Source organism: Pseudoalteromonas sp. DY56-GL79 (genome assembly GCF_041414765.1).
Classification (GTDB): domain Bacteria; phylum Pseudomonadota; class Gammaproteobacteria; order Enterobacterales; family Alteromonadaceae; genus Pseudoalteromonas; species Pseudoalteromonas piscicida.
This window is the reverse complement of the sequence record NZ_JANHZS010000004.1, coordinates 90207-116312: the sequence shown is the minus strand read 5'-3', so window position 1 is coordinate 116312 and position 26106 is coordinate 90207. Positions and strand designations below refer to the sequence as shown.

23 protein-coding genes are annotated in these 26106 nt (G+C 44.6%); 7 read left to right on the top strand and 16 right to left on the bottom strand.

The window, feature by feature from the left end; genetic code table 11:
* The first annotated feature begins 73 nt into the window (after window positions 1-73).
* Complete coding sequence (locus tag NO992_RS04220; RefSeq protein WP_371374618.1) at window positions 74-1270, top strand: PepSY-associated TM helix domain-containing protein; 1197 nt, start codon at window positions 74-76, stop codon at window positions 1268-1270.
* Window positions 1271-1323: 53 nt separating this feature from the next.
* On the opposite strand, the gene uspE is transcribed toward NO992_RS04220, so the two are convergent.
* The 10 genes from uspE to ccoN form a co-directional block, all read right to left on the bottom strand.
* A complete protein-coding gene (uspE, locus tag NO992_RS04215; RefSeq protein WP_010373977.1) occupies window positions 1324-2247 on the bottom strand; it encodes a universal stress protein UspE in 924 nt (307 codons plus the stop codon).
* A 118-nt stretch (window positions 2248-2365) separates the two neighbouring features.
* Window positions 2366-3100: an FNR family transcription factor gene (locus NO992_RS04210; RefSeq protein ID WP_010373979.1), complete on the bottom strand. Its 735-nt coding sequence runs from the start codon at window positions 3098-3100 to the stop codon at window positions 2366-2368.
* Window positions 3101-3285: 185 nt separating this feature from the next.
* The gene (locus NO992_RS04205) at window positions 3286-3957 is read right to left on the bottom strand and encodes a sulfite exporter TauE/SafE family protein (protein ID WP_371374613.1); all 672 of its coding nucleotides are present in this window, start codon (window positions 3955-3957) and stop codon (window positions 3286-3288) included.
* 1 nt (window position 3958) lies between these two features.
* Window positions 3959-4159 (bottom strand): cbb3-type cytochrome oxidase assembly protein CcoS, encoded by a 201-nt coding sequence (ccoS, locus tag NO992_RS04200; protein ID WP_371374610.1) that lies wholly within the window; start codon window positions 4157-4159, stop codon window positions 3959-3961.
* Window positions 4156-6531, bottom strand: coding sequence for a heavy metal translocating P-type ATPase (locus NO992_RS04195; protein WP_010373985.1), 2376 nt, complete (start codon window positions 6529-6531; stop codon window positions 4156-4158). Before NO992_RS04195 ends, ccoS begins: the two co-directional genes overlap by 4 nt.
* A gap of 6 nt (window positions 6532-6537) precedes the next feature.
* Window positions 6538-7029, bottom strand: a complete 492-nt coding sequence (locus tag NO992_RS04190) for a FixH family protein (RefSeq protein WP_371374607.1) — start codon at window positions 7027-7029, stop codon at window positions 6538-6540.
* Between the two features lie 118 nt (window positions 7030-7147).
* The gene (gene ccoP / locus NO992_RS04185) at window positions 7148-8113 is read right to left on the bottom strand and encodes a cytochrome-c oxidase, cbb3-type subunit III (RefSeq protein WP_045963915.1); all 966 of its coding nucleotides are present in this window, start codon (window positions 8111-8113) and stop codon (window positions 7148-7150) included.
* On the bottom strand, window positions 8110-8295 hold the full coding sequence (locus tag NO992_RS04180) for a cbb3-type cytochrome c oxidase subunit 3 (protein ID WP_010373992.1): 186 nt from the start codon (window positions 8293-8295) through the stop codon (window positions 8110-8112). The genes ccoP and NO992_RS04180 overlap by 4 nt, the downstream gene beginning before the upstream one ends.
* A gap of 5 nt (window positions 8296-8300) precedes the next feature.
* Window positions 8301-8975: a cytochrome-c oxidase, cbb3-type subunit II gene (gene ccoO / locus NO992_RS04175; RefSeq protein WP_010373994.1), complete on the bottom strand. Its 675-nt coding sequence runs from the start codon at window positions 8973-8975 to the stop codon at window positions 8301-8303.
* Between the two features lie 12 nt (window positions 8976-8987).
* On the bottom strand, window positions 8988-10421 hold the full coding sequence (gene ccoN, locus NO992_RS04170; RefSeq protein ID WP_010373997.1) for a cytochrome-c oxidase, cbb3-type subunit I: 1434 nt from the start codon (window positions 10419-10421) through the stop codon (window positions 8988-8990).
* 306 nt (window positions 10422-10727) lie between these two features.
* Here ccoN and NO992_RS04165 point away from each other — a divergent pair, with 306 nt between their 5' ends.
* Window positions 10728-11162 (top strand): hypothetical protein, encoded by a 435-nt coding sequence (locus NO992_RS04165; protein ID WP_371374602.1) that lies wholly within the window; start codon window positions 10728-10730, stop codon window positions 11160-11162.
* Window positions 11159-11635 carry a transcription elongation factor GreAB gene (locus NO992_RS04160; RefSeq protein WP_371374599.1) on the top strand — a complete coding sequence of 159 codons (477 nt, stop codon included), beginning with the start codon at window positions 11159-11161 and terminating at the stop codon, window positions 11633-11635. Before NO992_RS04165 ends, NO992_RS04160 begins: the two co-directional genes overlap by 4 nt.
* 30 nt (window positions 11636-11665) lie before the next feature.
* On the opposite strand, the gene NO992_RS04155 is transcribed toward NO992_RS04160, so the two are convergent.
* Window positions 11666-12661: a GlxA family transcriptional regulator gene (locus tag NO992_RS04155; protein WP_371374596.1), complete on the bottom strand. Its 996-nt coding sequence runs from the start codon at window positions 12659-12661 to the stop codon at window positions 11666-11668.
* Window positions 12662-12778: 117 nt separating this feature from the next.
* Here NO992_RS04155 and NO992_RS04150 point away from each other — a divergent pair, with 117 nt between their 5' ends.
* Window positions 12779-14677, top strand: coding sequence for a beta-ketoacyl synthase (locus NO992_RS04150; RefSeq protein WP_371374593.1), 1899 nt, complete (start codon window positions 12779-12781; stop codon window positions 14675-14677).
* Between the two features lie 366 nt (window positions 14678-15043).
* On the opposite strand, the gene fghA is transcribed toward NO992_RS04150, so the two are convergent.
* On the bottom strand, window positions 15044-15886 hold the full coding sequence (fghA, locus tag NO992_RS04145) for an S-formylglutathione hydrolase (protein ID WP_371374590.1): 843 nt from the start codon (window positions 15884-15886) through the stop codon (window positions 15044-15046).
* 56 nt (window positions 15887-15942) lie between these two features.
* Window positions 15943-17064 carry an S-(hydroxymethyl)glutathione dehydrogenase/class III alcohol dehydrogenase gene (locus tag NO992_RS04140; RefSeq protein ID WP_010374003.1) on the bottom strand — a complete coding sequence of 374 codons (1122 nt, stop codon included), beginning with the start codon at window positions 17062-17064 and terminating at the stop codon, window positions 15943-15945.
* A 95-nt stretch (window positions 17065-17159) separates the two neighbouring features.
* Between NO992_RS04140 and NO992_RS04135 the strand changes: the two genes are divergently transcribed.
* Window positions 17160-18035, top strand: coding sequence for a LysR substrate-binding domain-containing protein (locus NO992_RS04135; RefSeq protein ID WP_010374004.1), 876 nt, complete (start codon window positions 17160-17162; stop codon window positions 18033-18035).
* On the opposite strand, the gene NO992_RS04130 is transcribed toward NO992_RS04135, so the two are convergent.
* Window positions 18022-19680, bottom strand: coding sequence for a SulP family inorganic anion transporter (locus NO992_RS04130; protein WP_371374586.1), 1659 nt, complete (start codon window positions 19678-19680; stop codon window positions 18022-18024). The genes NO992_RS04135 and NO992_RS04130 overlap by 14 nt on opposite strands.
* A 148-nt stretch (window positions 19681-19828) precedes the next feature.
* Window positions 19829-23236, bottom strand: coding sequence for a ribonuclease E (gene rne / locus NO992_RS04125; protein WP_371374583.1), 3408 nt, complete (start codon window positions 23234-23236; stop codon window positions 19829-19831).
* A 610-nt stretch (window positions 23237-23846) separates the two neighbouring features.
* On the opposite strand from rne, the gene rluC reads away from it, so the two are divergent.
* Together rluC and NO992_RS04115 are read left to right on the top strand one after the other, a co-directional pair.
* Entirely contained in the window at window positions 23847-24797 is a 951-nt protein-coding gene (gene rluC / locus NO992_RS04120; RefSeq protein ID WP_010374006.1) for a 23S rRNA pseudouridine(955/2504/2580) synthase RluC, read from the top strand.
* A gap of 1 nt (window position 24798) precedes the next feature.
* Window positions 24799-25443, top strand: coding sequence for an HAD family hydrolase (locus NO992_RS04115; protein WP_371374579.1), 645 nt, complete (start codon window positions 24799-24801; stop codon window positions 25441-25443).
* Here the strand turns inward: NO992_RS04115 and NO992_RS04110 are convergent.
* Complete coding sequence (locus tag NO992_RS04110; RefSeq protein ID WP_305776283.1) at window positions 25429-26031, bottom strand: nucleoside triphosphate pyrophosphatase; 603 nt, start codon at window positions 26029-26031, stop codon at window positions 25429-25431. The two genes, NO992_RS04115 and NO992_RS04110, sit on opposite strands and share 15 nt — an antisense overlap.
* Window positions 26032-26106 lie beyond the last annotated feature (75 nt).

Genomic DNA, 26106 nt, shown 5'->3' with positions numbered 1-26106 from the left:
GCTTAAGTTAATCTGAGGCTCGGTGAGTTATCCGAGCTTGTGGAAATAAAAGTCTACCTTTATGAGGATCAAGATGGCTGACAAAGCTAGACAAAGAAAGCGGCTACGCAAGTTATATGATTTACATGCCTGGGTAGGCTTTCAATTAGCGGCCGTTATGTTTGTGATCCTCGCAACGGGCACAATCGCAACTGTTTCAAATGAATTAGATTGGCTGGTTTTTGACCAAATGCGTGCGAGTCAAAAGCCCAAAGAAGTAAAAGAGCAAACGGCTGTATCTTGGAGAAACATGTATGCGTCGATAGCTGAGCGCTATCCAGAAGGTCGTATTACTACGTTAGGTACAATGGGAAGCGACTACTTTACCTATCGAGCACGGGTGGCTTTCGAGGCTAAAAGTGACAGGTATGTGCACGTCGATCAATGGACTTATGAAGTAACCGGCGACATCCCATTACTTACAATTCAACGATTTTTTAGAGATTTGCACCGTTATCTATTTATGCCTGCGGTGCCCGGGCTGCCAATCGTCACCGCTTTTGCTTTCATTTTAATGATCTCTCTCTACACTGGGCTGAAAACCACCCGGAATTGGAAAGTCGCGCTGTGGCGTTTGAGAGTAGCGCAAGGTACAAGAGTATTTTTGAGTGACTTGCATAAGGCCTTTGGCTTATGGGGACTGTGGTTTACCACACTTATTATTATCACCAGTATTTGGTATCTGTTTGAGTTTTCTGCACGGGTAGCCGGTGTGAGTTTGGAGCCTCCAGCTCCAAAAGTTGGACATGTTACAGCGGTAAAAGACGCCAACATGCTATCTGCAGGGCGCTTTGAAAGCGCTTTTGAAAAGGCGCAGCATGCCATTCCTAATTGGACGATAACAACCGTACAGCTGCCAAGAGCAGATAATGCGGTGCTGCGTTTTCAAGGAATGAGTACAAACCCTTTACTTCGTGATAGAGCGCACAAAGTTTATATGGACCCAACAACGCTAGAGGTTTTAGCAATACAGCAACCTGAAAATATGGCGTGGGGCAATTATCTTAACGAATATGCAGATCCATTACACTTTGGTTATTTTGCTGGGATCACCTCTAAGCTTATATGGTTTGTGTTTGGTCTAGCGTTAGCCGGACTGTCATTTACCGGCGTGATGATGACATACAAGCGCACTAAGTCTAAAAGTATAACGGGCGCACAGTTGGCAACGTTGCCGATATTTTGTTTATCAGCATTTTACTTTTATTTCTGGCTTGCCAGATATACATAAAGGGGATGTGCGGCTGGTTATTTGCCGCACATTAAATTAATTTGAGCGCAGAGTTAGTCTTCTAATGGGGATTTATAGCCATCAGGCTTTAGTGCTAAGACATCACAGTCTAAGCTATCAATTACATGCTCAGCGGTATTGCCAACAAGCGCTGCACTCAGTCCAGTGCGACCGACAGTGCCAATGACCACTAACTCAGCGTCTTTTTCTTTAGCAACGTAGGGGATAACGTCCTCCGGTAGACCTTCTTTGATGATGCAATCGCTTTTATCTATTGAATAAGTCTCTGCGAGTGCAAATGTTTCGTCTTCATGGTGTTTTTTTACGGCTTCATTGTATTGCGATGGGTTAAACTCGGGAATTTCAATCGCAATATTAACAGGCGTTGCTGGATAGGTGTTTACCAGGCTCAATTTGGCATTGGCTAATTCACATAAAAACTGAGCATCCGTAATGATACGCTTATTGAGTTCTTGATGTTGCTCGTTATCGCTGACAGAGTTTACAGCTGCAATAATGTTGCCTTGATCTGGCCAAGCGTGATCTTTAACCAGTAATAGAGGCGCAGGGCATTTGCGAATTAAATGCCAGTCGGTTGGGGTGAAGATAACTGACTTTAGTGTATCGTGCTGATGGGTGGATTTAATGACCAAATCATAATCATGCGCAAGCACGGTTTTGATGATTGCTTCGTAGGGGCGATTGTGCCACAACACTTTAGTTTGGATACTCACATCAGAAAAGCCCTTAACCATATCGGCAAGCCATGCTTCTCTGTCTTTAATTACCGCTTCACGCATTGCTTCACGCTCGTCTTTAGACAACATCGTGGTCATTTCATAGGAGAAGTCATAAATAGACATAAATGCAGTGATGGCTGCACCGGTACGCTTGGCAAGATTGATAGAGCGTTCTAAGCTATTTTGGCGCTCTTTAGTTGGATCAATTACGGTGAGTATACTTTTGATTTTATCCACGACTATCTCCTTAAAACGGTATACAAATAAGATCAGAAGTTTTTTCACCTCTGACCTTATTGAGTGTAACCGATCCTATCTAAGGATAAAGTCTTAACGATAAATAGTTTGTTCTAAATCAAGATGCAATCGCCGCTGTTTCAGCGAGGGCAGCAGCATCAATAATGGTAATAAACTTGCCTTCGACCTTTATTGTTCCCGCTTTTTGGAAACGGCTGAGTAAACGACTAATGGTTTCTACAGTAAGCCCTAAGTAGTTACCAATTTCACCGCGCGTCATCGTAAAGCGGAATTCTTTACGAGAAAAACCACGCTCGCCAAAGCGATTTGAGAGGTTATAGATAAAAGTTGCTAAGCGTTCTTCAGCAGTCTTCTTATTCAATAATAACAACATCTCTTGGTCGTAATTAATTTCACTGCTCATTAATCGCATGATCTGTTGGCGCAGTTTTGGCAGCTTACCGGCTAATTCATCTAGGGTATCAAATGGGATTTCGCATACCATAGAGGTCTCTAAAGCTTGTGCGAAGCTCTGGTGCTGCATTTTATTGATGGCATCAAAACCCACAAGATCGCCCGCAAGGTGAAATCCTGTGATCTGCTCGTCGCCTTGCTCAGACAGTGTGTAGCTTTTAAATGAGCCGGAACGAACGGCAAAGATAGCATTTAATGGCGCACCTGACTCGAAAAGAAAATCCCCTTTATGAAGCGGCTTTTTACGTTCAATGATCTCATCTAGCTTGTCCATTTCGCTGCCATTGAGCGAAAATGGGAGGCAAAGTTGACTGATACTGCAATTATTGCAGCTGATTGTGCATTGGCTCTTTGAGCGGTTTTGATTACTTAAGTCCATAAAATTTCCATAAGTCTATGACGCACGTGAAGGCAACCTAGTATCAAAGCATAACGGTTTTGGTACTACAGATCGCCACAAACTCATATGACACGCAAAAGAAAATTTGGTTATCAATTGGAGCTCCTAATCTCAAAGCGCTAACCAATAATCTTAAATGATGAGTTTGCTTAGATAAGGATAGGTTAATGTACTAACTTATCAGTTGCAATAATAATTAAATAAACACCATACCAAATCAATAAATTACCCATAATAATACGTGTAACTAAATGATTTATAAACTTTTGTAGCAGCTGAGCCGATTGTCCTATTACAATCAGTGCAGGCATTGTGCCGACACCAAAGGCGAGCATAATGAGTGCGCCTTCAGTTGCTGATTTTGCTTGTAATGTCCATGTTAAAGCCGAATAAACTAGGCCACAGGGTAGCCATCCCCATAAGGCCCCGTAGCAAAACGCTTTGGTTTTTGTATTGACCGGGACTAAGTAGTGATTGAGCTTAACAATATGTTGCCAAATTAAGCTTTTAGCAAACGACTCTAGCCATTTTAAGGTGCTGGCTAAGCGCATTACGTAGATAGCGACAAGCACCATAAAAATACCACTCATCAATTGTAATATAATGGCGAGTGACGTGTTTTGCTTGGCGAGACTTGCCCCGAGTAGGGCAACAAGGCTGCCAGCTAGTGCATAGCTGGAGATACGTCCGATATTATACAACAGGGTAACAACCACTGCAGAAAGCTGCTTACTCGCCAGTTGTAGCGAGCTGGCAATACCGCCACACATCACCAAGCAGTGACCACTTCCCGCAAGCCCCATCACAAATGCACTTAGCAAGCTTATCTCGTTCATGCTAGTTGTCGTTATTACTCTTATTATTTGATGGTTTTAAGGACTTATCACCCGTTTGCACTTTATCATCATCGAATAAGATGCTGTGGCCCTGTTTATTCAAATCTGAAAATTGTTCGCTTTTTACTGCCCAAAAGAAAATACCAATAGCAATAATGACGAATAAAATGGCGATAGGTATTAATACGTAGATGATACTCATAGCTTTAATAACCTTAATGAATTACCGATCACGATGATCGAGCTGGCTGACATGCCAATAACTGCTATCCAAGGTGGAATGAGGCCAAGCGCAGCGAGTGGCAAAATGGAGCCGTTATACAAAAGTGATATGGTTAAGTTTTGCTTTACTATTCTGCGCGTTTGTTTCGCTACTTGCTGAAGGGCTAGAATGGCATTCAAATCGCTATTTAACAACACCACATCAGCGGTATTCTTTGAGATATCAGCGCCGGTATCCATCGCAACTGACAAGTGAGCGCTATTGAATACCGGGCTATCGTTGATGCCATCACCAACCATAGCGACAATCTCGCCTTGTTTGGACCAAGCTTCAACGGCTTGTTGCTTAATCTCTGGTGTGCAAGCGCTTTGGTAGCTATCTAATGCTAACTGCTGCGATAACTCTTTGCCTGCATTGGAGCTATCCCCAGTTAGCATGTGGCACGTAAGGCCAGCTTGTTGTAGCTGTTCAACAACTGTTTCTGCATTGCTTTTTACTTTGTCATTGAAGTAAAAGTCAGCGACTGCGTTGTTATCAATAAACAAGGTTGCTTGAGCAAATGACGCGTGATTATCAAACCAATGGCTTTTCCCAAGGGCAATAGTGACTCCTTGCCAGTGACCACGGATACCAGAACCAGCCACAACTTCAACATCTTGGACTAGGTTTTCGGTTGGGGTGATATGTGCAAATGCGCGAGCGATAGGGTGCTCAGAAAATCGCTCTAACGCTGCGGCAAAATCCAAGACTTGTTGCTCGTTATAGTTAGTTTGCAGCAATTCGATATGTTTGATTGAGAAACGGCCTTCGGTCAGAGTGCCTGTTTTGTCAAAGGCAACACGCGTTAATTTGGTTGCCGTTTCTAATACATGGGCTTCTTTAATCAAGATCCCTTTCTTTGTAAGTGACGCCACAGCGCAGGTAAGCGCGGTTGGTATCGCAAGGCTTAACGCACAAGGGCAGGTTGCTACTAGCACCGAAATCGTGACCCAAAAAGCCTTATCTGGTGAAATCGGGTACCAGCCGATGGCGGTAATTGAGGCAAAAACTAATAGACAGGCAACAAACCACTGCGCGACTTTATCTGTGATTTCCACTAATTTAGGGCGTTTGGTAAGTGCGTTATGCTGCAGTCGAATAATCTGGTTGAGCAGGGTATTTTGCCCAATTTTATTGATCTCTAACGTAATTACACCATCGTGATTCACGGTTCCCGCATACACTTGATGGCCTTGATATTTCTTAACTGGCAAATGTTCGCCCGTCATCATCGACTCATCAACGGTGGTATGTCCTTTGATCACTAAGCCATCCGCAGGGATAGTTTCTCCAGCCTTAACTAATATCAGATCGTTCAGCTTTAGCTTTTTGGCGGCAATATGTTGTTCATTGTTATTCTCATCAACCTTTCTGGCGGTCAATGGCAGCAGCTTTTGCAGGTTTGCTGTAAACTCACTGGCTTTGAGTCTGGCCCTAAACTCAAGGTATTTACCTAACAACAGCAAGAAGGTAAACATACAGATGGATTCAAAATAGACTTCGCCGACTTCCATAAAAGTCGCGTAAGTACTGGCGCCGTAAGCTCCGAATATAGCAAGTGAAACAGGGAGGTCCATATTCAGTTGTTTAGCTTTCAGTCCTTTAACCGCATTCGTTAAAAATGGCATCGCTGAATACAGAATAACAGGAGAGGCGAGCACGAGACTTATCCAACGGAAGTACTGTTCAAAGTCCTCTTCCATGCCTGAAAACATGCCAAAGTACATGGCAAATGCAAACATCATCACTTGCATAGTCATGAGGCCTGCTACACCTAAACGACGAATATATGCTTTCGCTACGGCTTGTTTCTGTGCGGCTTCTTCATCGGCCTGAAATGGGTAGGCCTTATAGCCGATTTCCATCAAGGATTTGATTATATCGCTTAGCTTAACGTGTTTATCTTGCCATACAATCATGGCGCGATGGGTGGAGGTGTTAACATCAACACGAACGATACCGCCGAGCGCCAGTAGTTGTTTTTCGATAAGCCAAGCACAAGCGGCGCAGCTTATTCCTTCAACACTGAGCAGTACCTCTTTGTGCTCACCACTAATTTCGACGAAGTCCTCTTGGATCTCGTCGTTATCATAGCTGAGTAGCATTTTTAGTTGCTCAGGTACGAGTTCTTCAACTTTACCTGCACTTTCTGTGCGGTAAGTATAGTAGTCACTCATACCTTGAGAAATAATGGTTTCGGCAACGGCCTGGCAGCCAATACAGCAAACCGGTTGTGCGCTACCCTCAAAGGTAACCGAGCCTACAAACCCCTTAGGAATAGGCTCCAAACAATGAAAACACGAATTTGCCATGGCAGCTTACTTATACTGTGGAGTGACCGCGATAATACCATCATGTGGCAGTTGGATTTTTTCTTTCATTTTCCAACTGTTATCCATAGGCTCTATAAATACCGAGAACACACCGCTATGTGGTTCATCAAATAAACCAGTAAACTCGCCGCTGGCGTTTTTAGTCAGTGTGACTGCAAAATCGTATTTCTCAATAGTGCGGTGGTAAAACGAGAGCTTTAATGCATGAACTTTAGAAGCGTCGCCCTTGGTAAATTTAAAGGTGACTTTTTGCTCTGCTACTTGCAGGTCACCATGTAAATAGAGCGCTTTTGCTTTATCAAACTTACTCAGCTCTAGATTGATGGCTTTACCTTTTTTGTAGTAGTCATCAACGACCATATCAGGACCATTACCGACTGCAAACGTGATGAGAAAAACACAGGCAACGACAGTAACGAGTGGGAAAAAAATTAAAAACCAAGGCCAAAAATTCTTATACCAAGGGGTAGGGTTCATAGTTGCTCACATGGCTATAAAACTTGCCCGTATTCTACCGTAAGTTGCGGTAAATACCTAAAAAAAAGCCTCCAAATGGAGGCTTTTTTGATCTCAAATAATGTTCTAAAAGCTAAGCTTATTGGTCTTGTGACAAGCTATAAACATACGCTGTTAGAAGGTGTACTTTATCTTCACCTAAGATATCTTTCCATGCTGGCATTACACCCGCACGACCGTGGCGAAGTGTGTCTTCAACTGCGCGTTGAGAACCACCGTATAGCCAGATATTATCGGTTAAGTTTGGTGCACCGAACGGAAGGTTATGTGCAACAGAACCTTTACCATCCATACCATGGCAAGCCGCACACATTGCAAACTTAGCTTTACCTGCATCAGCATCTTTTTGGTTAACGGTACGCCCAGAAAGGCTTAGTACATAAGCAGTCATTTCTTTTACGCCTTGATCACCAAGTGCATCTTGCCAAGCTGGCATCGCTGCAACACGACCGTTAAGCAGTGTTTCTTTGATCTTGTCAGGCGTGCCACCATATAACCAATCTTTATCAGTTAGGTTAGGGAAGCCTGCGCCACCACGAGCGTCAGAGCCATGACACTGAGCACAGTTTTGCGAGAATAAACGCTGTCCGATTTCTAGGGCTTCTTCATTCTTTGCAAGCGCAAGTACGTCTTGCTTTGCAAATTCTTGGAAGATAGGGCCAAAACGGTCTTGTGCTGCTTCAACTTCTTTATCAAGTTGTACCCACTGGCCATTTTCATGTGCTTCAGCGACTGCTTTCTTAGACTCTGCCAAGGTAGTAATACCTTGGTTAGAGCTCGTCCAGTTTAAGAAACCTTTAAAGTTACCAAGACCTGGGTAAGCAGCAAGATAATATACTGACCAAACAAAAGTCGCGAAGAACATGTAAGTCCACCACTTTGGTAGTGGATTATTTAATTCCTCAATTCCGTCGAACTCGTGACCACAGCTTTCGCCTTCTTTGACACCTGTGTAGTTTTTCAGGTTCCAAATTAGCAGGCCGAAAATCAGAGCTAGACACGCTAGGGTTAGTACGATAACCCAAATACTCCAAAAGCTAGTCATTTTTCAGACTCCTTTTCCTCGTTAGAGATAGTGTTGTTATGTTTTTTCTCATCTTCAAAAATGGCATTAGCAGCGTCGTCGAAACGGCGCTTAGACCGCTTGCTATATGCCCACACAACAATCACTATAAACAGTACCAAAATTACCAGAGTCAAAATGCCTCTGTATGTGCCGTAATCCATAACAATTACTTCAAATGTGTGCCAAGTTGTTGTAAGTAAGCGATAAGTGCTTGCATTTCTGTTGCACCTTCGCCACCGTTCATCGCGTGGATTTCATCCACTTGCGCTTGTAGTTCAGCATCATCACCGTAGCCTTTGCCATTGTAGCGGTCTGACGACTTATCAATACCAAATGCATCACGGAACACTTGTAATTTTTTCAGAGTATAAGTGGTATCTACTTTAGTGCTATCAAGCCAAGGGTAGCCTGGCATGTTTGACTCAGGTACCACCGAGCGAGGATCCATTAAGTGCGCATAGTGCCAGTCGTCAGAATAACGCTGACCAACACGAGCCAAATCTGGACCTGTACGCTTAGAACCCCACTGGAATGGGTGATCCCATACCGACTCACCGGCTACAGAGTAGTGACCGTAGCGCTCAACTTCATCACGGAATGGACGAACCATCTGTGAGTGACAGTTGTAACAACCTTCGCGTACGAAGATATCACGACCTTCCATTTCAAGCGCGGTCAGCGGGCGTAAGCCTTCTACTGGCTGAGTGGTATCTTTTTGGAACATTAGTGGAGTAATTTCGACTAGTGCACCGAAGCTAATTGCGAATACCGTTAAGATAGCCATCAGGCCAACGTTCTTTTCAACGATTTCGTGTTTGTTTGTTGAGTTATTGTTGCTCATACTCAATACCCCTTAAGCCACTTGCGGGTTTGCATCAGTGGCAAGTTGACCACTTTTTGCAGTAACCGTACGGAATACGTTGTAAGCCATTACCAGCATTCCAACTACGATGAATACACCGCCTAGGAATCGCATGATATAGAAAGGCTTAGAAGCTTCTAGTGACTGAACAAAGCTATACATTAATGTACCGTCAGCATTTACTGCGCGCCACATTAGGCCTTGCATAACACCAGAGATCCACATTGCGACGATGTAAAGCACAACACCTACTGTGTGTAGCCAGAAATGTGTGTTAACTAGCTTGATGCTGTACATGTTACCGTGACCAAATAGGGCTGGGATTAGGTGGTAAATTGCACCGATAGAAATCATCGCAACCCAACCTAGTGCACCCGAGTGTACGTGACCTACTGTCCAGTCTGTGTAGTGTGAAAGCGCATTTACAGACTTAATAGCCATCATTGGGCCTTCAAACGTAGACATACCGTAGAACGATAGAGATACAACTAAGAAACGCAGTACAGGGTCAGTACGTAGTTTGTGCCAAGCGCCAGACAGCGTCATGATACCGTTGATCATACCGCCCCAAGAAGGAACGAATAGGATAACTGACATCACCATACCTAGAGACTGTGTCCAGTCAGGTAGTGCTGTGTAGTGAAGGTGGTGAGGACCTGCCCAAATATATAGAGAAACAAGTGCCCAGAAGTGAACAACCGATAGACGGTAAGAGTAAACTGGACGACCTGCTTGTTTTGGTACGAAGTAGTACATCATACCTAAGAAACCAGCGGTAAGTAGGAAACCTACAGCGTTGTGACCATACCACCACTGAACCATCGCATCTACTGCACCTGCGTAGATTGAATAAGATTTAGTAAGTGATACAGGGATAGCCATACTGTTTACAATGTGAAGCACTGCAACAGTGATAATGAAACCAGCGTAGAACCAGTTTGCTACATAGATGTGTGACACTTTACGCTTGATAAGAGTACCAAAGAATACTACAGCATAAGTAACCCATACTACCGCGATTGCGATATCAATCGGCCACTCTAGTTCAGCGTATTCTTTTGAAGAAGTAATACCTAGAGGAAGCGTGATAGCCGCAGATACGATGATGGCTTGCCAACCCCAGAAGGTAAATGCGGCAAGTTTGTCAGAGAACAGGCGCGTTTGACACGTGCGCTGAACAACATAGTAAGAGGTTGCAAATAGTGCACTTGTACCAAATGCAAAGATTACTGCGTTCGTGTGTAACGGACGAAGTCTAGAGTAAGTTAACCATGGAATGTCGAAGTTTAACGCAGGCCACGCAAGTTGCGCTGCGATAAATACACCTACACCCATGCCAACAATGCCCCAAATCACTGTCATGATAGCGAATTGGCGTACAACTTTATAATTGTACTCAGTTTGTGATGCTACTGTTTGGCTCATTTTCTGGATTCCGCTGCAATTTATTGCGATTAGAAATGAATTACCTGAATTACAGGCCCTAGTTATATTTCTTCAAGCCCGTCATGTTTTAACTCAAAAGATGAGTGAAAACCTAACCAGCCCGAGAAACCTTTATTTTTGCGAGGAAATGATAATTTTTTTGCTTATGAAAAGATACCTAAAACGCCTAAAATTATGACATCAATCAAGTTTTCACGCGCTTTTTGTTCGCTTCTTAAGCAACCTAGCATTTGCCCTGAAACTTGCGTACACTGCGCAGGATTCAGAAGTGACGGTAAATCCCTCATGATTGCAAAGCAATTAACAATCGGGTTGCTAGGTGTTTTCCTCGTGGCCTGTTCAGACCCGACTATTATTATACATGAAAGTTCAGAAAAAAGTGAAAGTTCAGTAACAAGAAATGTCTGTAATTTTTCAGCGGCCTGTGAGTTAACTCCACAAGTGCAGATTTATCTAGGCTCAGAGCAGGTTCAACCTGAAACAGAATTTACCATTGGGCTAAAAAGTGCGACTAAAGTAGAGGTCGTTTCGGCATGGCTTGAGGGAGAAAATATGAACATGGGGAGAATTCCCGTGTTCTTTAACAAAAACACACTGATAGCAAAAACCATGGTTGGTGTGTGCACGGATAAATCTATGCGTTGGATTTTACATTTAGCGCTAACCGTTAACGGCCAGTCTGTTACGACCACTCATCCAATAGCTGTAAATTACCAATGAATAAATCTGTTTTTATCGAATATCTCAAGTTTGCACTTGAACAAAAGCTGCTTGAAGCCACTGAAGCGGCAAACAGTGCTCGTGCTGACGCGACTCACGAACAAAGTGCTGCTGAAACACAATACGACTCGTTGAGTATCGAGTATGGCTACCTAGCAGAAGGGCAAAGTGAGCGCGTTGATGCCATGCATTTGGCAAAACAAACAATATTGAATCAATTGGCTTTAGCTGTGGGCAATACAATTACACATAACGCACTAGTTGAAATTGAAGACGAGCAGGGCAACTGTCATTGGTTCTATTTTGCGCCTTGCGAAGGCGGACTAAAAATTCAATATAAAGAAATACCTGTGTTGGTGTTAACGTTTAATGCGCCTCTTGGCAAGCGCCTAAAAGGGTTAACGGTAGACGAAGATATTTCATTTTTCTTCAACGGCCAACAGCAAACGTTAACCGTGATGCAAATACTGTAGAGTGGTTTACTCTCGTTTTGCTACGAGTTGCTACGAGAACAATTTCTTTCTTACTATTGCCCGATATGTGCTTGGTGATTTTCCCATTAATTGCCTAAATACTCTGCTTAATTGCCCTTGTGAATTAAATCCAGAAGCGAGGGCAATATCTTGAATGGAGAGATTACTGCTTGCGAGCAGCTCTTTACACATTTCAATACGCACCTGTTGTAAGTAGGCAACGGCAGTTTGTCCTGTTGCTTGTTTAAAGCGGCGGTTAAAGGTGCGATAACTTAAATCAAATTGCGCCGCAACAGCGGGTAAAGAGATTTCCGTTGCGGCGTTATTTTTCAGCCAAAATTGAATTGCAGCAATTTGCTCGTCAGCATGACGGTCAACAGCACCCTCTAAATAGCGCTGTTCTTCGTACGGTTTACGAATTTCATGAGAGAAGTTTTGCTGCACATGGTGTGCGGCTTCTATCCCGTACAGTAACTCAATAATATGAACAATCACATCGGCCAGCGCATTTAAGCTGGCTACAGTGTAGATCCGCTCTGATTGAGTGATAAAGTAATCCGGTTTTAATTCAACATTGGGATATAGCTGAGAAAATTGTTTGGCAAAATGCCAGTGGGTCGTTGCTGAATGCCCGTCAAGCAGGCCAGAACTTGCTAAAAAGCAAACACCCGTACCTACACCTATCAGTGTGCTTCCTGCTCCCCATGCATCGGCAAGTGACTCACTCAGCGCTTGGTTTTGTCTTACAATAGGTCTTGGATTTCGCCATATGCTTGGCACAATAATGTAGTCATATAAAGGCAAGGAGCTAAAGTCACTTTGTGCCTCAAGTGTCAGGTAATTATCGGCGTTGACTGCCTCGCCTTGGCTGCTGCAAAGGAGAACTTCTAAAGGAACATAAGCCTCTTTTAGTAGATGCACTTTAGCAAAGGCTTGTCCGGCTTTGAGCATTTCCAGCGGTAAGGTGACACTGGTAACGAGCATATGCTTGTAAAGCACAATGGCGACCTTTGTACAGGGTTTCATCTGCTCCGACCTCTTTGGTTTGGCGAAAAATGATTTATGTGTGGCGTATTTTGTAAAAACTTAAATTCGAATGCAATTAAAATCAAGTCATTATCTTAGTTCAGAAGTAGGAACGACATGACAGCATTGCCAATTATTGTAGGAATGGGGGGTATTAACGCCGCGGGGCGCACCTCTTTCCATCAAGGCTACAAACGTATTGTACTTGATAAGCTAAATGCTAAAGACCGACAAGAGACCTATTTGGGCCTTGCGAGTTTAATGAACTTAGTGCGTTATGAAGATGGCCAGCTAATTGACCAAAACGACCAAGTCATTCCAGAGGTGGAGATTGAGTCGCGTTTTGGTGAGCAGATCTTAGCGGGTACGTTGATCCGTAAAATCGAAAAAAACCATTTTGATGTAGATGCGACCCCTTGGCAGCAAAAGCTCGCAATGAAAGCAAATGATGACAGCAAGATAGTATTCAGTTGTCGTAAGCGTGACTTACCAGAGCCAGTCCCTGCAGCTTGGCAAGTGATTGAGCTTGATCCAAAAACGGTTGAGGTAACCATTGCGGACCAGATTGAAGTTAAGCACGATAGCTATAGAGACAATCCAATTAAAGCCGCAGGCCAATTACCAACGGGCTTTGAGCCGTCGCTCATGTATAACAGCCGTTACCAACCACGCGGCCTTCAGGCGACGATTTTTGCTGCAACCGACGCTATCCGCTCAACGGGTCTTGAGTGGGATAAGATAATGAACAGCGTACGACCGGACCAAATCGGCACTTACTCCGCCTCTGTGGCGGGGCAAATGAATGATGAGGGCTTAGGTGGATTAGTACGTAGTCGTTTACGTGGCGACCGAGTAAGCACTAAGCAGTTGGCGCTAGGACTCAATACCATGTCCACTGACTTTATCAATGCTTATGTTACTGGCAGCGTTGGCACAACGTTTACGACATCAGGTGCCTGTGCAACGTTTCTATATAACCTTCGCGCTGCAGTGAATGATATTCAGGCTGGCCGTACTCGAGTGGCGATTGTAGCCAGTGTCGAGTGTGCTATTACACCAGAGATCATCGAAGGCTTCGGTAATATGGGCGCACTCGCAAATGAAGAAGGCTTGCGTAAACTTGATGGTACTGAGTGTGTAGATTATCGCAAAACAAGTCGTCCCTTTGGTGAAAACTGTGGCTTTACAATTGGTGAAGGGGCACAAGTCGCGATTTTGATGGATGACGCCTTAGCACTGGAGCTTGGCGCGCAGATCATGGGCTCTGTGGCTGATGTATATGTTAACGCAGACGGCGTGAAAAAGTCGATTACGGCCCCTGGACCTGGTAACTACATTACCATGGCAAAATCGGTTGCGCTGGCTCAGCAAATCGCAGGCACAGAGGCATTAGTAAAACGCAGCTTTATTTTGGCACATGGCTCAAGCACACCACAAAACCGGGTTACAGAGTCGCTCATCTACCACAAAATTGCAGAAACCTTTGCGATTAATGGTTGGAAAGTGGCGGCGCCAAAAGCCTATGTTGGTCATACCATCGCGCCGGCATCTGGCGATCAGCTAGCGATGGCACTTGGGGTGTTTGAATACAATATTATGCCTGGGATCACTACAATCAATGCAGTAGCAGAGGATGTTCACGCCGAGCATTTAGATATTCGTACCGAGCACTATGAGTGCGAGCCAATGGATATCGCCTTTATAAATTCAAAGGGCTTTGGTGGTAACAATGCAACAGCAACAGTACTTTCTCCAAATCTTACGAAGCAGCTACTAAGCAAGCGTTATAGCCAAGCTGAGTTTGCAAGTTACGAGCAACAACTTGCGATTACAACACAAAGACAAATTGCATATCAGCAAGCGGCCGATTATGGCCAATACGAGCTGATTTATCGTTTTGGCAATGGCATGATTGATGAGTCTGAATTGAATTTAAGTCAGCAAGAGTTAGCCATTCCTGGGTTCGAGCAAAGCATACAGCTTTGTCCAACGAATCCATACGGCGATTTAATCTGATGATTTGATACAAAGAATAGGGCCTGTTGACCTTTGCTGTTTGATTTTTGTTCTCCTGAGTGTGTTTTGATCGCGACGCTCGACTTGTCGCCTAGTAATCTAGGCAAAAGTTGAGCAACAATGAACAAAGCGCACTCAGGGGAACCCAAAGGGCAGCGCTTGATTGGCATTTCTACTGTGTTATCGCCTAACTTACATAGAATAACTATGCTACGCAGGCTCTGCCTTGTACAAATACCAATCAAACTGCTGCAAAAACAAACTTGAAAGATCAACAGGCCCTAATGTTAAGCAAGCAAGGCGTACAGGGAGTACGCCTTTTTTATTTTTAGCTTAGTGCTTGAAATGCGCAAACGGCAGTCAGGCTCACCTCATATAGTTAGCATGAAACTCAAGATGATGTTCAATAAAACTCGAGATAAAGAAATAGCTATGATCGTAACCTTCATGCATGTTTAGCGTGATAGGGTAGCCTGCTTTTTCTGCAGCTTGTTCGAATAACCAAGGCTTTAGCTGCTCGTCTAAAAACTGGTCACTTGAACCTTGCTCAATGAGTATCGGACGTTTTGTTGGACTAACATAGTGCGACAATAGTTCGGTCGCGTCATATTGTTGCCAACACTGTTTGTCGTCCCCTAAATATCCTGTTAGCGCTTTTTGACCCCAGGGACAGTTACTTGGGTTAACGATTGGGCTAAACGCAGAGATACTCGTATAGGCGTCAGGGTTTCTAAGCCCAATAATTAACGCACCATGCCCACCCATGGAGTGGCCACTAATAGCTTTTTGTGGGCTAACAGGGAAGTGCGTTTCGATTAACTGAGGCAGCTCTTCTGTCACGTAGTCATACATTTGATAATGTTGACTATACGGCGCCTGTGTCGCATTGACGTAAAACCCCGCACCTAGACCAAAGTCATAAGCACCATTTTCGTCGTCTGCAACGCCTTCTCCGCGCGGGCTTGTATCTGGTGCGACAATCGCGATGCCAAGCTCGTTGGCTTTTTTAAACGCGCCTGCTTTTTGCATGAAGTTTTCATCGCTGCAGGTTAACCCTGAGAGCCAATATAAAACCGGGACTTGTTGTCCCTCATTGACGATTTCAGGTAAAAAAATGGCGAAGGTCATTTCACACTGTGTCGACTGGCTGGTATGTGTGTAGCGCTTATGCCAACCGCCGGATACTTTGTTGCTGGAAATCAGTTCCATCAAGTGCTCCTTAATTAAGTGAAATAGGACGCAACCTGTGCGTCCTTGAGCGGGTACTAGTAATGGATCACCGAGCGGATACTCTTGCCTTCGTGCATTAAATCAAAGGCTTCATTAATATCTTCGAGCTTCATGGTATGAGTGATAAAGTCATTGAGCTTGAATTCACCAGCCATATAGCGTTCAACAATCTCAGGAAGCTCTGAGCGACCTTTTACGCCACCAAAAGCACTACCGCGCCACACGCGACCAGTAACCAATTGGAATGGGCGTGTTGAAATCTCTTGTCCTGCGCCTGCAACACCGATGATCACCGACTCACCCCAGCCTTTGTGACAGCACTCAAGGGCACTTCTCATGACATCTACGTTACCGATACATTCGAATGAGAAATCCACACCGCCATCGGTCATTTCAACGATCACTTCTTGGATAGGTTTGTCGAAGTTTTTCGGGTTGATAAGATCGGTTGCGCCAAGCTTTGTCGCCAGCTCAAACTTATCTTCATTGATGTCGATACCGATGATCCGACTCGCGCCAGCCATTGTCGCGCCAATGATAGCAGACAAGCCGATCCCACCTAGGCCGAAAATGGCAACGGTATCGCCTTTTTGCACTTTAGCGGTATTCATTACTGCGCCCATTCCCGTGGTAACACCACAGCCAAGCAAGCAGATTTCCTCAAGCGGCGCTGCTTTGTTTACTTTAGCCAAAGAGATTTCTGGCAGTACAGTGTACTCAGAGAACGTTGACGTGCCCATGTAGTGATAAATTGGTTGGCCGTCTTTATAAAAGCGGGTTGTGCCATCAGGCATCAAGCCTTTACCTTGGGTTTCACGGATCTGCTGACAAAGGTTCGTTTTACCAGACTTACAGAACTTACATTCGCCACACTCCGGTGTGTACAATGGGATCACGTGGTCGCCAACGGCAACGCTAGTAACGCCTTCACCAACTGCTTCAACAATACCTGCGCCTTCATGACCTAAAATGGCTGGGAATACGCCCTCAGGATCGTCGCCAGACAAAGTGAAAGCGTCGGTATGGCATACGCCTGTTGCGGTGATTTTAACTAAGACTTCGCCTTTTTTCGGTGGCATAACATCAACTTCTTCAATACTAAGCGGTTGACCTGGGCCCCAAGCGATTGCTGCTTTAGATTTAATAAATTCAGACATGGTTTGTTCCTTTCTTAAAAGTTGGTAGCAGTATAACTACATTATGATTTTTGATAATCTATAAAAATCATAAAGACTTTTACGTATATGTAATAATGGATAGATGGATTGGCATTGATGAGTTTGTTGCGGTCGCAAGTAATGGCTCATTTAGTGGGGCTGCAACTCAGTTAAATACTTCGGTTGCGCAAATTAGTCGCCGAGTGAAAATGTTAGAGGAGCGGCTCAACATACAACTTTTGACGCGCACCACCCGAAAATTAGCGCTGACTCAGGAAGGTGAAGTGTTTTTATCTCACGCAAAGCATTTACAGCATGGATTAGATGACGCCACTGCTGCAATCCGTCAACGTGATAGACAGCCAACAGGCAAACTTAAGCTTACCGCACCAGTAATGTACGGCGAATCTTATGTCATGCCTGCCGTAGTTGACTTTATGCGTTTGTATCCCAAAGTTGAGGTTGAAATGCATTTGACGAACAACCAAGTCGACTTACTCGATAAAGGCTTTGACTTGGCAATTCGACTCGGTAAGTTACAGGATTCATCACTGCGCGCTAAACGGCTAACCACACGCAAAACCATGGTGTGTGGTGCAAATATCTATTTAAATCAATTTGGCCAACCGCATACGCTCGCTGAGCTTAGCAATCATAAATGTTTGATTGGCAATAGTAGCGAATGGCGCTTTGTTGAGCACGGTAAAGCGCGACAAATTAAAGTGGCAGGGCCACTTCGTTGCAACAGTGGATGGGGGCTTTTGGAAGCAGCAAAGCAAGGCTTAGGTTTGGTACAGTTACCGCATTATTACGTGCAAGAGGCGCTAGAGAGTGGAGAGTTAACAGAGGTACTCACCAATTTTAGACCTGAAGAGGAGGGCGTCTGGGCGCTGTATCCACCCAGACAATTTGTCGCGACCAGTTTACGATTGTTACTAGATCACCTAAGTGCGCACTTTAATAAGTTTTAGCCATAGTATCAATGGCTTGGCTGAGCGCTATCTCGCGGCTATCACAAAACGCACGGTCGCCTAGACGGTCATGAATGTTTAAGCGCTTAAGTTTATCGGTGGTCTCCAGATTCGGTGAATAGATAAACACGCTACAGTTCGCATCAAGCGCATCTGTAATCGCATTTTCAATGGCTAAGCCCACGGTGACGTCAATCATAGCTACGTCGCTTAAGTCTAATACCATGGCTTTGTATTCACTAATCTTGCGGTGTTGTCTTGCGATTGCTTTTGAGACGCTAAAAATCATTGGCCCTGAAAGATAAAAGAATAATAGTTTACCGTTGGCTTTATCTAACAGCTCGCTTTCTTTTTTCGTAAGAGGCACATCTTCATCGCTATCACTGTCGCTAATTGCTTTAACGTGATTAGCTTGCACTCGGCTTAATCTCTCTATGATCATCACATTAGAGATAAATACGCCAAGGCCCACGGCAACAATCAGGTCAACAAAAACGGTAAGTAGCATTACGCCATACATAATCGCCATTTGACTGACACTAAGCTTATGAGCACGCTGGATAAAACTCCAATCCAGAATATTAAAACCAACATACACTGCAATACCAGCAAGCACCGCCATTGGGATTGGCTCGGTCAAACTGCCCGCGATAAAGACTACGGCCATTAAAATGAGTGCCCTGAATATCCCAGCAATCGGCGAGCGAGCACCCACTTGGATATTGACTACTGTTCCCATCGTTGCGCCAGCACCTGGCAATGCACCAAAAAGGCCAGCTATCATATTAGCAATACCTTGACCTCTGAGCTCTTTATCAGAATCATGCTCGGTTCGCGTTAAACTGTCGGCTATTACTGCTGTTAGCAACGTATCTATACAGCCCAAAGTGCCCAATACCAGTGCATCGATAAGCATTTCAACTAATAGCTCTGGTGATAATACTGGAAACATAATACTTGGCAGGCCACTTGGAATTTCACCGATGCGGCGAATACTATCGGTATCAAAGATAATAATTGAAAGCAGTGTAACGGCGACGAGTGCTACCAGTTGAGCGGGGACGTACTGGCGCCACTTACTTGGCATTTTGAATAAGATTGCAAGTGTGATCACCCCGAGGAACAACTCAGAAAAGTGTAAGTCCATCAGCAGGCTGGGCAAGTTAGACAAAGTGCCAACAACACCACCTGCAGGCGCTTGGTGTCCAAGTAAAGGAGCAAGCTGCAAAATAATGAGGATAACACCAATACCAGACATGAATCCAGAGATGACGCTGTAAGGCATCAAGGTAACGTATTTACCTAACTTGAGCGTACCGAGTAAAACCTGAAAAGCACCTGCCATCATGACAACAGTAAAGCCCATCGCAAGACCATTTTCGGGATACTTGCTCATCATGGCGGTGAGTACTGCTGTCATGATAACAGTCATTGGGCCGGTTGGTTCAGAAATGAGGGAGGTTGAACCACCGAACAGTGCGGCAAATAAGCCAACCAAAATTGCGCCCCACATCCCAGCTTCTGCGCCAGCACCAGAGGCAACACCAAAAGCGAGTGCGAGTGGTAAAGAAATAATCGCAGTGGTTACACCACCGAATAGGTCACCTTTTAAAGAGGCGTTTTTAAATCTCTTAAGTGTGATCATACTTTTGACTTTAACGATCAAAGAATTGACGGCATTCTACTGATAAATAGCACGGAGTGCTACGAAGGACTGGTATTACCATTTGTCTGCTCAGTAAAATTCGGACACAAAAAAGCCAGTCTAAAAAGACTGGCTTTTCAATTACTGCTTAGTCAACCTGAGCAGGAGAGGCCATGTCGGCGCTTGCTCTGCCTGTTGGTGACTTAGAGCCAACACCCAAGCCGCTATTCGCCACAGCCTGACGTAGTTCATGTGGCATCGCAGATGGTGTTTCTACCACTGAATCCTCAATCACACTTTGTGCCTTTGTCATTGGCGCTGCAGCGGTTTGGTTGAAGCGTACACGGCTTTGTACTGAATTGCCGTTTACTACCTGTTGAGTAGGTGCTTCAATAGCGTTAACGGCTGGTGTATCTTCAGTTGAAGATTCAGTAACTGCTTCAGCCGCTGTTGTTTCCACAACCGCTTCTGTTGCCTGTGTCTCGACTACTGGCTCCTGAACTTCTGCCGTTGCCTCAGTATCAGAAGCCTGAGTTTCTTCTACAACTGCAGTTTCAGTCTCAGCTTCATCTTCAGGTTTCGCCGTTTCCACTTGTTCAGTCTCTAGCGTGTCAGCGATTGGCTCAGCTTTAACTACTTTTGCTTCTTCTGGCGGCATAGCTTCTAGCTCTTCTGCGACTACTTCGTCAGCGCTTGCGGATGTTTCAGGCTGTGCAGCTTGTTGCAATGGCGCTTCAGCAGTGGTTGCCTCTACTTCTTTTACAGGCTCCACTTCTTGCGCTGCATTTTCGTCAATTGGTGCTTCGGCTGGTTTAGCTTCGACATCTTGCTCTGCATCAGTGTGCGTCTCAGAAACTGTCGCTTCTGCCGCTGGTGCATTGTCTTCAGTTACCGTTTCAGGTGACGACTGAGTCTCAACTGTACTTGCTTCTTGCTGTACACCCTCTTGAACGTCAGTGTCAAAAGAAGATTTCGCTTTTAGCTCAGCTTCGTATTCTGCAGCGGCTTGATCTGCTACGGGTACAAATGCAGCAGCTTGACCTTTTTCAGGCGTATCCTGACGACGGCGACGTTGACCTGCCGCTCTCAGATGACGCGGAGAGCGTCTAGAGCGAGTGCGGCCTTCTTTATTTTCGTCATCAATTTGCGATTCTGAAAGTTCAGCTGATACCACCTCGGTAACATCGTTTTGTTCGTGGCGCTCAGTGTTAGCAGTTTCTTGCTGCTTTGCTTGAGCGTGTACGTCAGCTTGTTCAGAAGGTGCAGCTACTTGTTCGTTCGTTGCAGACTCTTGCTCTGACTTATCCGCGACAGGTTTCGCTTTTCTTTGCCTTGGCTTTTGTTCAGCTTTAGGCTCAGCTGCCGTTTTCGCTGGTTGTTCAAGCGGCTTTGCTTCTACTTTCACTTCTTCAGTGCTAGCTTGCTCTGAGGTGTTAGTATCCTGTGCGTTGGTTTCTTCCACACGTACCTTCTTGCGAAGATTACGTCTTTGTCTGCGTGGTTTTACTGTCGCTTCTTTAACGGGCGCGTCGTTAGCCTCGACCGCTTCAACGTTATCGTTTACAGATTCCTTAGCCGGACGGTTTGCTTTGTCCTGATCTTGGCGTTTTCTGTTATTTGGACGACGGCGTTTGCGGTTATCACCACGTTGCTCGTTACCGTTGTTTTCGTCTTTCGATTCAACCGTTGTTTCTTTTTGTTGATCGTTACGACGGCGGTTATTGTTGCGACGACGATTGTTATTATTGCGACGGCGATTATCACGGTTGTTATCGCGCGATGATTTTTCTTCAGAAGATTTGTTTTCTTCTTTGTTATCGCTGTCACTAGCAAATAGGCTCTTGAACCATTGACCAATCTTTGCAAACAGGCTGGTGCCGTTTTGAGCTGGTTGTGCTTGTGGCTTACGTGCTTGTGGTTTTGCAGCTTGAGTTGGAGTAGGGGCTGGCGCAGGCGCTGGTGCATCAGGCATAACGACACCTTTTAACACAGGCTCCTCTTTCACAATCGCTTGAGCTCGAGCAATTTCAACGACTTCAGGCTCAGGCGCGATGATCTGCTCATAGCTTGCTGCTTCTGTTGTTTCATCTTTACGCAATCTAACCACTTCATAGTGAGGTGTTTCTAGATGTTGGTTAGGAATGATAACAACGTGGCACTCATGGCGCTTTTCGATGCGTTGCACAGAACGACGCTTTTCATTTAATAGATAAGCACCAACAGCAACAGGCACTTGGGCGTTGACCTGAGCGGTATTATCTTTGATAGCTTCTTCTTCGATTAGACGCAAGATAGACAAAGCAATGGATTCGTTTGAGCGAATGGTGCCTTGGCCGTCACAGCGTGGACACGTATGCTGGCTCGCTTCACCTAACGACGGACGCAAACGTTGACGCGACATTTCTAATAAGCCGAAACGAGAAATCTTACCGATTTGCACGCGAGCACGGTCAGTACGAACGGCTTCTTTCAAGCGGTTCTCTACTTCACGTTGATGGCGAGGCGGAGTCATATCGATAAAGTCGATAACGATTAGTCCACCTAAGTCACGTAAACGTAACTGGCGTGCAATCTCGTCAGCGGCTTCTAGGTTAGTGTTCAGCGCGGTCTCTTCGATATCGCCACCTTTCGTCGCTTTTGACGAGTTGATATCGATAGAAGTGAGAGCTTCTGTTGGATCAATAACGATAGAACCACCTGAAGGCAAACGCACTTCACGCTGGAAAGCTGACTCAATTTGACTCTCAATTTGATAATGCGTAAATAACGGCACATCGTTTTGATAAAGCTTAACACGATTGATGAAATCTGGACGGAAACGCTCGATATGCGCCTTCGCTTCTTCAAAAACACGCGGTTTATCAATTAGGATCTCACCGATATCGCGACGTAAATAATCGCGAATAGCACGGAAGATCACGTTACTTTCTTGGTGAATTAAGAAAGGTGCTTTACCGCTATTTGCCGCATTTTGGATTGCGTCCCAATGAACGAGTAGCGCCTTAAGGTCGTACTCTAGTTCTTCGAAAGATTTACCTACGCCCGCGGTGCGAACGATAAGACCCATACCTTTAGGTACGTTTAAGCGACTCAATGCTTCTTTTAGCTCAATGCGCTCGTCACCTTCGATACGACGAGAAATACCGCCAGCTCTTGGGTTATTAGGCATTAATACCAAGTAACTACCTGCGACGCTGATAAACGTTGTGAGTGCCGCGCCTTTTTGACCACGTTCTTCTTTATCAACCTGAACGATGACTTCTTGACCTTCTTTGATCACGTCTTTGATGTTAGGGCGACCATTGAATGTATAACCATCAGGGAAATACGTTTTAGCGATTTCTTTTAAAGGAAGGAATCCGTGACGCTCGGCGCCATAATCAACAAATGCGGCTTCTAGGGATGGTTCGATACGGGTAATTTTACCCTTATAGATATTGGCTTTTTTCTGTTCGTGACCAGGGCTTTCTATATCTAGATCGTATAGACGCTGGCCGTCAACCAGTGCCACGCGCATCTCTTCTTGCTGCGTTGCATTGATCAGCATACGTTTCATATTGTAATTCTCTACTTAATTATTTACAGCGCCTGATACGTCTTGCCAGCGACAGCGTGCTACGCCTTGGATGTTCCTATTAAATGATGCAGTCTCACGACTGGGGGAAAGGGAACATATTCACAGTTTCCGCTTTAAATCAGGGTAAAATCACTGATCCATCGTTCGCTTTTTGCACGTTTATTCGTTTCACAAAGTAGTCATGCACGGGGTAAGTTGAGCTTGGTTTGCCAAGCTTGGCTATCACCATCTTTTGACTTGATTGCTTTGTGATTATTCACGAGTTGCGGCCTGCTATGCACGGGTATTACTGCAACTGTGGTAAACGTATCAGACAAATTTTAATTTCTTGCTTTTTGGTTTGTTCATCGTGTCCAGTCATTAAACGAAATATTACGCGCTTCGCACTGACTGTTCGCACGTGTTTATCTTAGATGCATGATAAAAGCTTTGGAAATATTAGCTCTAATCTGTATGATCTGCCATCCAAGATGTGCATCACGACATTGTTTTTGCGATAAAAAGCACCTCGCAAAAATTTGCGGCCTGATTATCCCACTAATAATGTCGAGATAGCAACTAAATTATTACTCAAATCAGTGATTAGGCAATGTCAGAGAAACCCGCATTACAAGTTAGCTTCGTTACCGTGACTGAAGACCAAGAAGGTCAAAGGATCGATAACTTTTTAGTTACGCATTTGAAAGGGGTGCCAAAAAGCGCCGTATATAAAATTCTTCGTAAAGGGGAAGTGCGCGTAAACAAAAAGCGGGTGAAGCCTGTATATAAACTACAAATCAATGATGAAATCCGTATCCCACCTGTGCGTGTTGCGGAGAAAACAGAGTTTGTGCCTAAAAATCTAGATAAAGTCGCAAACCTAGAAGATGCCATTCTTTATGAAGATAAGTATCTGATAGTTATAAATAAGCCAGCCGGTATGGCGGTGCATGGTGGCAGCGGCTTAAGCTATGGCTTAATTGAAGCATTAAGAGCATTACGCCCACAAGAGCAAAGCTTGGAGTTGGTTCACCGTTTGGACCGCGATACATCGGGTTGTTTGTTGATTTCAAAGCGCCGCGCTGTGCTTAAAGGACTTCATGAGCAGCTAAGAGAAAAGACCATGGAGAAAAATTACCTTGCGCTGGTTTCAGGGCAATGGGATGCCAAACATAAAAATGTCACCGAACCGCTACGTAAAAATACCTTAAAGTCAGGTGAGCGAGTGGTGCGAGTGGATCATGAGCAAGGCAAGCCTTCTCATACTCGTTTTAGAGTCGTCGAGCGTTTTGAGTCCGCAACTTTAGTGCAGGCGTCACCAGTAACAGGTAGAACGCACCAGATCCGAGTGCATACTCAATGTAAAGGACATCCGATTGCGTGTGATGATAAGTATGGCGATCAGGTGTTTGATGCCAAAATGCGTGAAGTGGGATTAAATAGGCTGTTTTTGCATGCTAAAGAACTCAGATTTATGCACCCGAAAACAGAAACGACACACCATGTAGAGGCGCCATTGGATGGGGCTTTGGAAGCATGCTTAGTTAAATTAAGGAAGTAACATGCGCTACAAGTGTGTAATTTTTGATTGGGATGGCACCGTTATGGACTCAGTGCCAAAAATCGTAAATACCATTCATTTGGCTGCTGAATCTTGTGGAATTGTACCCGTCAGTAACGAAGCTGCGAAAAGTATTATCGGCCTGTCTCTCGATAAAGCGATACTGACACTTTTTCCAAATCATGAAGACAAATTAGCGTCTTTAATTGCGGCTTATAAATATATCTATAAGCATCAAGACAAAACCCCAGCGCCTCTATTTGAAGGTGCTGAAACGCTTTTAAAGCAATTACATGGCAGTGGTATCAAAGTTGCGGTTGCAACAGGAAAAAGCCGAATAGGACTTGACCGCCTGATGGCAGAAAGCGGGTTGAGTGATATTTTCGTTACGACACGGACGGCATGTGAAGCGGAGTCTAAACCGCATCCCGATATGTTGCTTCAGATTTTGGCTGAACTAAATGTGGAAGCTACAGAGGCTGTCATGATAGGCGATACGATTATTGATATGAATTTAGCGAAAAATGCAGGCATTGACGCGATCGGCGTCACTATGGGTGTTGCAACAAGAGAGCAGCTATCGCAAACGTCGGCTGCCCATATTTGCGATAACTATCATGACTTGTCTAACCTATTGTTGGCCTGATTGCTCGGCGAGCACATCAATACCAAACGTGAGCAGTGCTTTAGTGAGTTGAATAAGGGGAAGGCCAATCAGGGTATTGGGGTCTTCTCCTTCAAGCTTATCAAACAGACAGATCCCTAATCCTTCGCTTTTAAAGCTTCCAGCACAGTCGTAAGGTGTTTCCGCATCACAATAGTTACTGATCTGTGTTTGGGTAAGTTGGCGAAAGTAAACGTGAAAAGGTACCACTTCAGTGACCGTTTTGCCGCTTTCAATGTCGAAAACGGTTAAACCAGTCAAAAAAGTCACGCGATTATTGCTAAATAGGCTTAGTTGCTTAATCGCGTTTTCTTTATTATGTGGCTTTCCTAGGATCTCACCGTTGAATAGCGCAACTTGGTCTGAACCAATCACCACACCTTGTTGATATTTTGCTATTGCTGCTTTGGCTTTTGATTCGCTCAATCGTGCAACAAGTTGCTGTGCTGATTCACCTTCGAGTGCTTGCTCGTCTACATCCGGTGAAAAAGATGCAAAAGGAAGCATTAATTTTTTCAAAATTGACTGCCTAAATGGCGAACTTGAGGCTAGAATAAGGGGCGTTTTCATGAGATTTTTATATTTGTGACAACATTGCCAACAGGATAATGCGCAATAACGCGAAAAACAAAGGGAAAGTGTATT